The sequence below is a fragment of the Catalinimonas alkaloidigena genome, assembly GCF_900100765.1.
In the GTDB taxonomy this organism is placed as follows: Bacteria; Bacteroidota; Bacteroidia; order Cytophagales; family Flexibacteraceae; genus Mooreia; species Mooreia alkaloidigena.
This window is the reverse complement of record NZ_FNFO01000010.1, coordinates 17,868-30,235: the sequence shown is the minus strand read 5'-3', so window position 1 is coordinate 30,235 and position 12,368 is coordinate 17,868. Positions and strand designations below refer to the sequence as shown.

General features: G+C 54.7%; 12 protein-coding genes. 7 read left to right on the top strand and 5 right to left on the bottom strand.

The features are described from left to right. Positions 1 to 36: 36 nt before the first annotated feature. Positions 37 to 423 (bottom strand): LysM peptidoglycan-binding domain-containing protein, encoded by a 387-nt coding sequence (locus BLR44_RS29325; RefSeq protein ID WP_317042807.1) that lies wholly within the window; start codon positions 421 to 423, stop codon positions 37 to 39. 114 nt (positions 424 to 537) lie between these two features. Here BLR44_RS29325 and BLR44_RS21420 point away from each other — a divergent pair, with 114 nt between their 5' ends. After that, positions 538 to 975 carry a lipocalin-like domain-containing protein gene (locus BLR44_RS21420; RefSeq protein ID WP_143017410.1) on the top strand — a complete coding sequence of 146 codons (438 nt, stop codon included), beginning with the start codon at positions 538 to 540 and terminating at the stop codon, positions 973 to 975. A 57-nt stretch (positions 976 to 1,032) separates the two neighbouring features. Here BLR44_RS21420 and BLR44_RS21415 read toward each other — a convergent pair whose 3' ends face one another. Both BLR44_RS21415 and BLR44_RS21410 read right to left on the bottom strand, forming a co-directional pair. Next, positions 1,033 to 3,474, bottom strand: a complete 2,442-nt coding sequence (locus BLR44_RS21415) for a DUF3857 domain-containing protein (RefSeq protein WP_218127145.1) — start codon at positions 3,472 to 3,474, stop codon at positions 1,033 to 1,035. Between the two features lie 237 nt (positions 3,475 to 3,711). Continuing rightward, on the bottom strand, positions 3,712 to 4,677 hold the full coding sequence (locus BLR44_RS21410; RefSeq protein WP_089685988.1) for a zinc dependent phospholipase C family protein: 966 nt from the start codon (positions 4,675 to 4,677) through the stop codon (positions 3,712 to 3,714). A 102-nt stretch (positions 4,678 to 4,779) separates the two neighbouring features. On the opposite strand from BLR44_RS21410, the gene rpsT reads away from it, so the two are divergent. The 5 genes from rpsT to BLR44_RS21385 all read left to right on the top strand — a co-directional run bounded on the left by rpsT (position 4,780) and on the right by BLR44_RS21385 (position 9,197). Further along, positions 4,780 to 5,034 carry a 30S ribosomal protein S20 gene (gene rpsT, locus BLR44_RS21405; protein WP_089685986.1) on the top strand — a complete coding sequence of 85 codons (255 nt, stop codon included), beginning with the start codon at positions 4,780 to 4,782 and terminating at the stop codon, positions 5,032 to 5,034. A 122-nt stretch (positions 5,035 to 5,156) separates the two neighbouring features. After that, a complete protein-coding gene (gene radC / locus BLR44_RS21400; protein ID WP_089685984.1) occupies positions 5,157 to 5,861 on the top strand; it encodes a RadC family protein in 705 nt (234 codons plus the stop codon). A gap of 23 nt (positions 5,862 to 5,884) precedes the next feature. After that, positions 5,885 to 6,556, top strand: coding sequence for a DUF1684 domain-containing protein (locus BLR44_RS21395; protein WP_089685982.1), 672 nt, complete (start codon positions 5,885 to 5,887; stop codon positions 6,554 to 6,556). Then, on the top strand, positions 6,543 to 7,793 hold the full coding sequence (locus BLR44_RS21390) for a competence/damage-inducible protein A (RefSeq protein WP_089685980.1): 1,251 nt from the start codon (positions 6,543 to 6,545) through the stop codon (positions 7,791 to 7,793). Before BLR44_RS21395 ends, BLR44_RS21390 begins: the two co-directional genes overlap by 14 nt. Before the next feature lie 75 nt (positions 7,794 to 7,868). Beyond that, positions 7,869 to 9,197, top strand: a complete 1,329-nt coding sequence (locus tag BLR44_RS21385) for a dihydrolipoamide acetyltransferase family protein (protein WP_089685978.1) — start codon at positions 7,869 to 7,871, stop codon at positions 9,195 to 9,197. Between the two features lie 54 nt (positions 9,198 to 9,251). On the opposite strand, the gene BLR44_RS21380 is transcribed toward BLR44_RS21385, so the two are convergent. Together BLR44_RS21380 and prmC are read right to left on the bottom strand one after the other, a co-directional pair. After that, positions 9,252 to 9,665: an Hsp20/alpha crystallin family protein gene (locus tag BLR44_RS21380; protein WP_176956153.1), complete on the bottom strand. Its 414-nt coding sequence runs from the start codon at positions 9,663 to 9,665 to the stop codon at positions 9,252 to 9,254. Between the two features lie 747 nt (positions 9,666 to 10,412). Beyond that, the gene (gene prmC, locus BLR44_RS21370) at positions 10,413 to 11,249 is read right to left on the bottom strand and encodes a peptide chain release factor N(5)-glutamine methyltransferase (protein ID WP_176956152.1); all 837 of its coding nucleotides are present in this window, start codon (positions 11,247 to 11,249) and stop codon (positions 10,413 to 10,415) included. Between the two features lie 84 nt (positions 11,250 to 11,333). Here prmC and ribD point away from each other — a divergent pair, with 84 nt between their 5' ends. Continuing rightward, entirely contained in the window at positions 11,334 to 12,365 is a 1,032-nt protein-coding gene (ribD, locus tag BLR44_RS21365; protein WP_089685970.1) for a bifunctional diaminohydroxyphosphoribosylaminopyrimidine deaminase/5-amino-6-(5-phosphoribosylamino)uracil reductase RibD, read from the top strand. Positions 12,366 to 12,368: the final 3 nt, after the last annotated feature.

Here is a 12,368-nt window from a genome sequence, read left to right as displayed (position 1 = left end):
AAGCGTCGCCTCCCGACGAGAGAGGCGACGTTAAGATCAGGAGTGAAAGAAACTACTCGGGTTGGTGGCCTGAGGGTTGGTCTGACGCGACGGCTTCGCTGCGTGCACCGGCTGCCCGTCGGTCGGGGCGTTGCTGGTTTGCGCCTCCGGGATCACAAATTCCTGTCCTGGATAAATCAGATTCGGGTCCTGAATCATCCCGCGGTTGGCCTCGAAGATGCGGCGCCATTCGTTGGCATTGCCGTAATGCTGTTTGGCAATTTTAGAAAGTGAATCGCCCGATTTTACGGTATATGTACGTTTGGGGGCGGCTGGCGCAGGCTGAGATGGGGCCGCAGGCTTCTGCGCCACCGGTTTCTCTACGCCCTTCCGAAAAAAATCGCTAAGTCCCATGATGATAATCAGTTTAATAAAATAACTCATGCAGTCGCCTTCTGTTCATGCGACTTACAGAGATGTAACGGGATTGGAGAGACGAGGTTTTCGGCAACACGGCCCGCCGTCGGCCGTAAAAGGAGGTAGTCAAGCACGATTCCTATGAAACGTAAACACATCATACATACACTTTTGCTGGCGGTGGGCCTGTCCGCCGCTGCGTGTAACACGCGCCAGGATACGACGGCCGAAACCGGGACTATGACCGAAGCCGGAGATCAGAACCTGATCTCCGGCAGTACGAGTAAAACCTGGCATGCCGACAAGCACACGAATGCCGAAGGCGACAACGAGAAACTATCGCGTACGGAGCGCAAAAACGACCAGATGATTTTCAATGCGGACGGCACGTTCTCGATGAACACCCGCCAGGAAGCCGCCGGAGGCAACTGGATGTATGACCGCACGTCGCAAACGCTGTCGTTGCAGTTCAGTGGCGAGAATCACACCGAATCGTTCAAAGTTCTGAGCCTGGAAGAAGACCAGATGGAACTGGAAGCCGCCGATGGCTCAACCCTGGAACTTGAAGCGGAAGGCTAAGTCCATCCGCTCTAACAAGAAAAAGCCCTCTCGCGTCCGACGCAAGAGGGCTTTTCGTTACCGGGCGCTGGTCGGAGTTTCGACCAGCGTATGATAAGCTCGTGGCGTGCTTCGCTTGAGGAACGTTTCCTGAACGCGCTCCGAGAAGTTGAAGTAAGGCACCCAGATGGCCGCAGACAGCACGGCAGTCAGAATCTGATTGGTCATGTCCACGCTGGCGCCGAACGCTGCTGTGGCGGCATAGTCCAGTAGAATGAAGCCCAGGCTACTCAGGTAATAAAGGGAAATGAGTTTGGGCAGGCTGGTGCGGCGTTGGAAAAACAGTACAAGCAGCAGGAGCACTGCGCAGAAGAAGAAGATGTTGAGGCTCATTTCCAGGGCCCAAAATGCGGCCAACGCAGGGTTATAGGTCGTTAAGGTGGAGTCAGTGAATGATTGCCAACTGAGGGCATTGAAATACCCATTGGAAAAAAACGTCAGCAAGGCTTTAAACGGACCGATGACAAGGCCGATGGCGGGCAGGATGAGCCAACCTCCGATGGGTAGCGCCTCGGTAGTGTAAGAAATGCCGGGCGCGGGATCGTACCGATACACACGCAACATGCACCAGCCGGAAAGCACAACTACGACCAGGGCCAGCCCGATCGCCCAGCCGTTGTAGCGAGAGGCCGCGCCGACCGCTTCGGTGTTGTACGTGAACGTATAGCCCAGATTGTTGACGAGCTCGTCGCGCTGGCGGGCAAATTCGGCAACCTCCTCGGCCGCAATGGAAGCTTGTGTAGTGCGGAACTCATATTCGAATAACGCGACCTTGTCTTCCAGCATCCGACCCTCTTCTTTAAAGTAGAATCCTGGCCCTGTCATTTCCCGATTGGACGCGTAGAACGACCAGTTTTCCGGAAAGTAGACTTTCACCCGGTGCTGGTAATGCAGGGGATACCTCAAACCGGCCGGCATGGTCCGCACCTTGCTATAAAACTCCGGAATCTTTTCGGTCAGTTGTCGGGGATAGAAGTCGAACGCCAGTTGTTCAGGATGCAGCGAGTCCGGCGTCTGCCACACGTGGAAGAATTCGTAATGCTCGGCCGTGGTCAGCGTATTGTGCACCGTGTCTTCTACGTAAGCGAGTGGCGAGGCCACCGTAATGGAATCGAACAGGTTCGCGTAGTAATTGAGGTAGTCTTTTTCGATGCTTTTCAGTGGTGTACTGGTAAAATTGCTGCGCTGGTAATCGGCCTCGTAGCCGTGGTAAACAGTGGTGATGTGGAGTCCCGCCCGATTCTCGGTCGATTTCGCGTCCACCGGCGGCAGGTAAAATTCTTCAATCACTTCTGTCCGTACGTTGGTCGATTCCGGAATATCCGTCAGGCCTTGTGTGTTGTCAGAGAGCACCAGCGCTGTGCGGTAGTTCGGGAAGTAGACTGTGTCGTAAGCGCCTTGCTGGCCACTAATGGTCGGGTCGTACCAGTAGGCCTGGTCACGGAACCGGACCTGTACCACACAATGATCGAAAGCGTTCGGCAGCGGGAGCCAAGTCTTAATTTCCTGGCGCATCTGGCTGTTGACCAGCGCCGGATGGGCTTCGATGTCCATCGCCTGGAGCATGGAACACAGCAGCAGCGATTTGTCCTTGCAGTCGCCAAAACGCTGGGTGAACACTTCGGTGGCCGGACGAGGTTTGTACGCACCAATGCCCGATTCCAGTCCCGTGTAGCGTACTTCGTTCTGCACGAAATCCAGCGCCGCTTCCAGCCGCTGTTCCGGCGTAGGGTAGGTTGCTTTGAGTCGCTCAACAAAAGCCGCCAGCGATCCGGTCGGTTTCGCCAGCGTGTAGTGAGGTAGTAACAGGTCGTTGAGAACCTGCCACGACGCAAAATCCGTTACCTGAACCTGATCGAACGGATCGTACCAATAGGGCACATGGTCGTCTACCTCCAGCGCTTTTATGCGTTGGGCATCCCAGACATATTCCCAGGTGCCGTTGCTTTGTTTCAAGGCCGGCTTGTGTGTGGTGTTGAAGTGCTCGGTTGTCAGAGCACGGGGCGAGACGATGCGGGCGTAAATCTGCCCGAACGGCGCGTAATGACGCAGGTAGAAGCGCAGGTAGAAGTGTGAACCGTACAACGGATTGCGACCCCGGATCGAATAGGCGTATTCTATTTCGTCGCCGGCCCGCACGTCTTCCAGCAGCAGGAGGGCCGTCAGTGTGCCGTCGTACAGATGGCTCTCTTTGCCCTCTTCCCGTTGCATCACCCGAAAACGGGCCGGGTCCAGTTGATCAATCTCCTGGCCGTTGCGCCGGATGCGGACGCGGTGGAAAATCAGTTGCTGAAACGTGGGATCATACGAAACTTCAATTTCCGAAGCCTCCTGTACGCCGCTGGGATGGGTGATGCGGTACGCATGATGGAAATAACTGGTCTGCTGCGCGACGTGGTGCTGCTTATCGTCCAGCAGGTAAGCTGTTCCGCTGGTGAGCTGATCTTCTGCCCAGGCCATATCCTGAGGAACCGGAAGGGGCTTTACCCACGCCGGAACGGGTCCGGTTTGTACGGTAGATTGCGCGCAAAGAGTAAAAGAAAAGAGCAGGAGGGAAGTGAGAAACGTAAAAGTCCGTCGCATTCGAAAAAAGTAGCTGGTTCATAAAGAATGCGAAAGATAAGTCGGAAAAGAGATTAAATTTATATCCTGTTTGATTTTTTTGTGTTTAAGAAGGGTGTCAGGCGCGCTTGATCCTTAAAATTCGTGTGGACGCACTGAGATAGACTCCTGAGGATCAGCGCTTGAATCTTGCTCCCGCTGGAGTTCTTCCTGGTCACTGAATTTAAAAGAAGCCAACGGTGCCAGGTCGGGTTGCCCCGCATCTACCCAACAAGTGTACCACAAGTTGCTGACCAGTTGAATCGACGCCAGCATCTGGCGCTCGACCTGTCCCTGAAGTCCACGCTGGAATGCCTCCGAAAAATCGCGTGAATACACACGCACGGTCAGGTTGCCCCGCTCTTCGTAGCTGTACTTGCGATCCTCGGCAAACTCGGTCGTGAGCTGCCGTTCGAGGGCAAAAACCGAGTCGAGCGCTTGGTGGGCCTGGGCCACCGCCTGCCAAATGGCCTCCTGTGGATTTTCCAGATACTGCGGCGGCCCGGTAAAAAGATCATAGTCGGTGGCGAACAACTCCGGCACGCGCGATTCCCAGAAGCCGTGAATGCCGTGCTGTCCCGTCAGCTGACCGTTATAATTCTGGGTGGTGTGCAACGGCACGTTCGCATCGGCCGCATAATGCCCCATTTCGGCCGAAAGGCGCAAGATGGCCCGGGCATCGCCGCGCTTAAACGCCTCGGTAAGCTGATAACGCATCAGGTTGAGGTGCCACGGTACAATGCCGTAGGCCATCAACGTATCTTCCGTGTATTGTGCTACGGCCTGATCCCAGCGATGGGGTACCTTAAACAGCGCGCTATCGCCGTACACATCCAGGTCGATGTAATGACGGGGGCCTTCGTCTTCAACGGCATAGCGGCGGCGGTCCGGGGCAACGGCCTGAGCAGTCAGGTAGGCGATGTGGCGCTTGTAGAAGACCAGCATTTCGGGCGGTAGGGTCATCACCGCCAGTCGGTTGATCAGGCGATGCGCATAAAAGCCCCAGGCTTCCGACCAAAACGGAATCAACAGAAGCATTACCAGAACCACACCTTTTTTCATACAGGGAAGATAAGAAATAATTTGATCGGTCACTTTGTGATTTTATAGTGAAAAGTCTATCTTTGCAATCCTTTTTAGCGCAGTATTGATTATTGAACACGTATGGCAAACCATAAATCGGCTTTAAAAAGAATTCGTCAGAGCCAGAAGCGGCGTCTGCAAAACCGTTACCAGGCAAAAACGACGCGGACGTTTGTGAAGAAATTGCGGTCTACGCATGATAAGACTGAGGCCCAGGAGCTTCTGAAAACCGTTTCGTCCATGCTTGACAAGCTTGCTAAGAAGAACGTGATTCACCGCAACAAGGCCGCCAACAACAAGTCGAAGCTGGCCAAGTATGTGAATAGCCTCTCTTAAGAAAAGCCCCAAAAGACTTTCTTATAACAGCCCTGCGTTACATGCGTAGGGCTTTTTGTCGTTGTAGGCGGGCTACTTTTCTTCTTATATTGGGTGGTTAGACCAAAACTTGTCAGAAGAAAATGGAGCTTGAGCTTTCGTCGCGCTACGTACGCATCAACCAATGGGCGGAAGAAGACCGCCCGCGCGAAAAACTGGAACTGAAAGGAAAGGCCGCGCTGTCCGATGCTGAACTGATCGCCATCCTGATTGGGTCGGGCACCGTCTCGGAAAGTGCCGTCGATGTCGCCAAGCGGGTGTTGCAACTGGTGGACAACAACCTGAACGAACTGGCGCGTTTGTCGCTGCGCGACCTGCAGAAAGTGAAGGGAATCGGCAAGGCCAAGGCCATTACGATCGTGAGTGCCCTGGAACTGGGCCGACGTCGCAAAGAGGCCGATCCGGTACAGCGGCCGCAGATTACCTGCTCGCGCGACGCGTACGAAATTCTCCGGCCTCACATGCTCGATCTGGCCGTAGAAGAATTCTGGCTTATCTTGCTGAACCGCGCCAACCGCGTGGTACGCAAAGTCCGGGTGAGCGAAGGGGGCGTTTCAGGAACAGTAGCCGACCCGAAAGTCATCTTCAACGTAGCGCTGGAGCACCGGGCAAGTGCACTGATTCTGGCGCATAACCATCCGTCCGGCAACCTGACGCCCAGTCAGGCCGACCGTCAACTGACCAAACGCCTGAAAGACGGCGGCCACCTGCTGGAGATTCCGGTACTGGACCACATCATCTTTACGGATCACCAGTACCTTAGCTTCGCGGATGAAAACCTTCTTTGACGATTTCCGTCGTTTAAAGTCTTATGAAACCCAAACATTTTCTGTTAGGCATCCTGACGATTGGCGCAGTGCTGATGTTGGCCATGTACTTGGCCGACCTGAAGCCTGCTGCGCCGTTGGAAGCCATTGTGGATGCTGGTGAATATGCCGCTGAGTTACAGAAATTTCGGCAAGAGAAGAACGAGTACTTCCGCGAAAACCAGGAGTCGCCCTTAGCCTCCACCCAAAATTTTGATTCGTTGCCCTACTATGCAGCGGACCTGAACTGGCGCATTCGTACGCTACTGCAGTTGACCGGCGATACAGCCCTGTATCCGATGGCGATGACCGACGGCAAAGAAGAAAAGTTTTTACGGTACGGCCGGGTTGACTTTGTCGTGAACGAGATTCCTCTGTCGCTTTATTTGTTTCGGCATAAGGAAGCGGCCGACGAAGAAAAGCTCTTTTTACCTTTTACCGACGCCACCAACGGCGAAGGCACGTACGCCGGTGGGCGCTACCTCGACGTTGATCCGCCCGAGTCGGATACCATCACGATCGATTTCAACCTGGCTTACAATCCGTACTGTGCCTACAGTTCGAAATACAGCTGTCCCGTTCCGCCCCGCGAAAATCACCTGAGCGTGCCTGTGAAGGCGGGAGAGAAAGATTTTCCGAAAGACGTGTTATCTACCTTGCCGCATGCTGCGCGTTAGAGCGGAGGTACTCACCATCGGCGACGAGTTACTGCTGGGCCAGGTAGTCGATACCAACGCGCCTTACCTCGCCCGGCAGTTGTCAGAAGCGGGTTTTCTGGTCGTACAGACCACTACGGTGGGAGACGATGCCGTGGCGATCCGACAGGCCCTGGCCGCCGCGGAGCAGCGCGCGGAAGCGATTTTGATCACCGGCGGGTTAGGGCCCACACGCGACGACCTGACCAAAGCCGTGCTGGCCGATTATTTTGAATCGGAACTGGCTGAACATCCTGACGCACTGCATCACCTCATCGCGCTTTTTGCGCAACGGGGCAAAACCCTTTCAGCGCTCAATCGACAACAGGCCATACTTCCCGTCAAGGCGCAGTATGTGGTCAATCCGACGGGTACCGCCCCGGGGATGTGGTTCGAGCGTGCGGGGAAGGTAACGATTGCCATGCCGGGCGTTCCCTCCGAAATGAAAATCATGATGCAGCAGGAATGCCTGCCGCGCTTGCGAGCCCATTTCCAGCCGACCGCGCTGCTGCATCGAGTAGTCCGCACCATCGGCGTCGGAGAGTCGACACTGGCACCGTTGCTGGATACCTGGGAGACCCACTTGCCTCCGCACATTCGGCTGGCCTATCTGCCGGCGCCGGGGCGGGTGAAGTTGCGCTTGTCAGGCCATGGACCCGATTCTGGCCAGTTGATGCAGGAAATGGACGAGGCGCTGAATGCGTTGCCGCCGGCCGTGCAGCCCTATGTCTACAGTTACGAAGACCTCGAAATCGAAGAGGCACTGGGGCAGGAGCTAAAGACGCGGGGACTAACCCTAGCGACGGCCGAAAGCTGTACAGGCGGCTACATCGGGCACCGCTTGACCAGCATTGCGGGGAGTTCGGCGTACGTACGCGGCGGCGTTATCGCTTACGACAATGAAGTCAAAATCTCTCAGCTGGGTGTGTCGCCCGACGTACTGCAAGCGCATGGCGCGGTGAGCGAACCCGTCGTACGCATCATGGCCACAGAAGTATGTCGCAGGTTAGGAGCCCACCTGGGAGTGGCGTGTAGTGGCGTCGCCGGACCGGGGGGCGGAACCCCCGAAAAGCCTGTCGGGACGGTATGGATCGCGTGTGCGTACGGAGCGCGTGTCGAAACGCGTAAGTTGCAACTCACGACCGAGCGGCTCCTGAACATTGAACTGACTGCGGTATACGCCCTGCAGCTAGCCTGGCAAATGGTGCGCGCGGAGTAGCACGACGCTCCACTGGCAGACCGCCACCGAATTCTGTATTTTTGTTGACCACCCACTCCCAACCAAACCTGAAGTATGGCAATCGTTGAAATGGTCATGCCCAAAATGGGCGAAAGCATCATGGAAGGAACCGTGTTGCAATGGCTGAAAAAGGTCGGTGATCCTATCGAACAGGATGAATCCGTGCTGGAAGTCGCGACCGATAAGGTCGATACCGAAGTACCCGCCACCCACGCGGGAGTATTGAAAGAAATCCTGGTCAACGAGGGCGAAGTCGTGCCCGTAGGCAGCCCGATTGCCATCATCAGTACCAACGGCGACCGGGAGAGCGCCGCAGTAGAAGACGCCGCGCCAGCGCGTGCGGTCGAGACGCAGGAAGCAGCGCCGGTAGCCGTGGCTGCACCGCAACCGCAGACCCACGCCGCGGAGCCACCGGCTTCCGATGTCGGGCGGTTTTACTCACCGCTGGTGCTGAACATTGCACGGACGGAAGGCATCCCGATGGCGGCACTGGAGCGAATTCCCGGAACCGGAAAAGACGATCGGGTGACCAAAAAAGATATATTGGCGTATGTAGAACAACGTCAGGCATCACCTGCACAGCCTTCTGCCTCGCCTGTAACGTCCGCCGCCTCACCGGCCGAAACGTATGTCGCCCCGAATGTGAGCACTGGCGCGGCCGCCTCTGTAGGCGGTAACGACGAGATTATCGAGATGGATCGGATGCGCCGGATGATTGCCGAGCGAATGCTGGATTCAAAGCGCATTTCGCCCCATGTGACGTCGTTCGTAGAGGCGGATGTGACTACACTAGTCAAGTGGCGTGATCGCATCAAGGATGATTTCAAGCGGCGCGAAGGCCAGAGCCTTACGTTCACGCCGTTATTTGTGGAAGCGATTGTCCGTGCCATCAAGGATTTTCCGATGATTAACGTATCGGTCGACGGGAGCAAGATTATCGTGAAGAAAGACATCAACGTTGGCGTAGCGGTGGCGCTGCCCAGCGGCAACCTGATTGTGCCTGTCATTCGTAATGCTGACCAGTACAGCCTGACCGGTCTGGCAAAAAAAGTAAATGACCTGGCGAAACGGGCGCGCGAAAACAAACTCCAGCCAGACGAACTCAGCGGTGGAACCTACACCGTTTCGAATGTCGGATCATTCGGTAACGTGATGGGAACGCCCATCATTATGCAGCCGCAGGTAGCCATCATGGCCGTGGGGGCGATCCGTAAGAAACCCGCCGTGCTGGAAACCGACGCGGGCGACGTTATTGCCATTCGGCACATGATGTTCCTGTCACATTCGTACGACCATCGGGTGGTCGATGGCGCGTTGGGAGGAATGTTCGTTAGGCGTGTGGCCGACTATCTGGAATCGTTCGACCGGGAACGCACGGTCTGATATAAAAAAAGCCCCGCTCAATGCGGGGCTTTTTTTATATTAAGAAGGGAACGACTAGTGTTTGATCTCGATCCGTCGGCGCACAGTATGCGATTCCATATCAGGCAGTAATGGCATGCTGATCTGCAGCTGGTTGCCTTCGTGTTGGGCCTCGATGTGTTCAATATCCACATTCGCTGGAATATCGAACGTCTGACTGAACATCGGCATGGCAAACGTGCCGGCCAGTGAAGCATTTTCGTCCTGAATCTGGTGATGCAGCAATGCATACACCAACAGTTTGTCCTGTTCGACCATTACGTTGAACGCTTCCGCCTGAACAGAAGGCGCGGAAACGTTAATAATTATTTCTTGAGGAGTTCTCTTTACATCTACGTATGTCATAGAGATGCCTCCGTTTATCGTGTGCAGCAGGTCACCACTGTAGAGCAGATTTCTGAGCAGTTCTTTGTTCTCTAATAAATTCATCTCCTTAGTCATATTAATCTTAGAAACATCCTCTCTATTTCAAATAGCGTACCAAGATGGTAAGGGCTTTTGAGGATGCGGATCTATACCGTTAATACGTCACTTTGACGTGCTAGTTGTGATCGCGTGCCAAATTGACGCACTTAGCGGGTTGGAGCTGCAAATCGATTCCGCGGAACAGAGGCGCCGACAGGTGTAAGCGAGGAAGGAAACGATCTGGTGGATAAAAGAGTATGCGGACAAGATAGAAAACTTTTTGGCAATCTTGGAACGCATGCCTGTGTGCAAAGTCAAGAAAAAAGTTGAGAATTGAACAAAACCTAACATCAACCAACAGTTCGTCGACCAATTGGCAACTTTTTGCCGTTAATAATGGTACTTATGCTATATTGTTATATCTTTTATAAGATCCTCTTCGTTAAGGTATGTGTGTAGCAACAATTGATGTAGGAGATCAGAGTATATGATAAAGCCAGTAGTAAAGTCGTCAGAAGCATTGGAGCGTGAATACAGTTTTGGCACCGACGACGTTCATTCCAGTGAGATTATCAAGCAGTTCCGATTATATAATTTGAAGCGCGCCGAGCGTTTCAGCAATTTAAATCAGAAACCTGTTTCGGTAAGTTTTCGAACTGCCGACCACCGGTTGAATGTCCTGAAAGTAATCGTTTGGGCAGTAGACGACGACTGGGTGACGTTGGAAGGAAATCTGCGTGTTCCGATTCGGGCCATCATTGGAGTGGATTTCTAACGCTGTACGGCAGCCATCCTTACTTTTTCGCGGAAATCTTTTCGGAGTTCGACGCGATTCCAATTTTTTGACCGACACAGTTCCTCCAAGGCAGTCCCCATTTTTTCGTGTATTTCAAAATAGAGTTTCCCGGTTTCTTTCAGGTGCGTGTGGGCCAGATCGAGTAATGCTTCATAGAACAGCAGCGGTTGCTGATTGGGCACAAAAAGCGCTTGATTGGGTTCAAAATCCGTGACGTTCCCGGCCATAGCGGCCGCTTCGTCCTGCGGAATGTAAGGCGGATTGCTGACCAGAATGTCCAGATCGTTGGGTAGGTCTACGTACGGTCCGTTTAGGATGTCCAGTTGCTGGAACTGTACTTTCACCTCCTGTCGCGCAGCGTTTTCCTGTGCTAATGCCAATGCTTCTTCGCTAACATCCACTGCCCACCAGGCGGAGGGAGGGAGGGCTGCCGCTAAGCAAATGGCGATGCACCCGGTGCCAGTCCCGACATCCAACCCGCGAACTTCCGAACGTTGTGCATAGTCCTGGGCAATCCACGCAACCAATTCTTCCGTTTCCGGACGGGGAATGAGGGCCCGCCGGTCGGTCAGAAACGTACGTCCACAGAAATGTGTGTAACCCAACACATACTGAATCGGTTCCTGGGCTTCCAGTCGCTGCACATCCCGCTCCAATTGTGGTAAAAGTGCGCATTGCTGCACTGAAAGTGCGCGATCTGCCAGCACATGTGTTTTGGTCAGCCCCAACCGCTCGTCCAGTAACACAAACGCCAGCGCTTGTGCTTCAGGAGGTTCGTACGTTTGAAGGCGCGCGGCTACGGTGCGGTGCAAAAGACGTGCGGAAGGCGGGATAGGGGACGACAACGGAAGTAAGAATTGATTTTCCTGTAAAATTGCCCAAAATCTTGATCTGCGATGTTGGACGAATTTTTCATGCGGCGGGCGTTGGAACTGGCAGCGTTAGGACGGACGTCCACGGCTCCCAACCCTATGGTGGGCTGCGTCATCACATACGGCGGCCGCATTATCGGCGAAGGGTGGCATCAGCAGTACGGCGGGCCGCATGCCGAAGTCAATGCCATTCGGTCTGTGGCCGATCCTGCGCTTCTGCCGGATGCAACCGTATACGTGACGTTAGAGCCTTGCTCGCATTACGGAAAGACGCCCCCATGTGCCGATCTGCTGGTGCAGCACCAAGTCAGACGTGTGGTGGTGGCCAACCAGGACCCGAACCCGCTGGTGCAGGGGCGGGGCTTGAGCCGGTTGCGCGAAGCGGGCATCGCGGTCGAGGTTGGGCTCCTCGCACAGGAAGGGGCGCACCTGAATCGCCGATTTTTTACTTTCTTAGAGAAGCATCGTCCTTACATCGTCCTGAAATGGGCGCAAACGGCCGATGGCTACCTGGCGCGGTCCAATTACGATTCCAAGTGGATCAGTTCGTCGTTGTCGCGTCGGCTGGTACATCGCTGGCGGGCCGAAGAAGCCGCCATTCTGGTAGGCAGCCGAACGGCCGAGCACGACAACCCCCGCCTCAACGTGCGCGACTGGAAGGGCCCTGATCCGGTACGTGTGGTGATCGATCGGGAACTGAGGCTATCGCCATCGTTGTATCTGTTCGATGGCACGCAACCGACGCTCTGTTACAATACGCAGAAAAGTGAAACGCGCCCCACGGCGACTTTTGTAAAATTGGCTTCGGAAGGAACCCCATTGCTGGTGCAACTCGTAGAGGATTTACACCAACGTCGCCTGATGTCACTGTTTGTGGAAGGGGGAAGTGCGCTGTTATCGCATTTTCTGGAAGCGGGCCTTTGGGACGAAGCGCGTGTGTTTGTAAGTCCTCAGCGGTTTGGCGAGGGCATAGCGGCACCCGTCTTGCGGCATGTGCCTTACCAGAAACAACACCTGAAAGAAGACGAACTGCGCATTTATTATCCAACGTTTTGACCG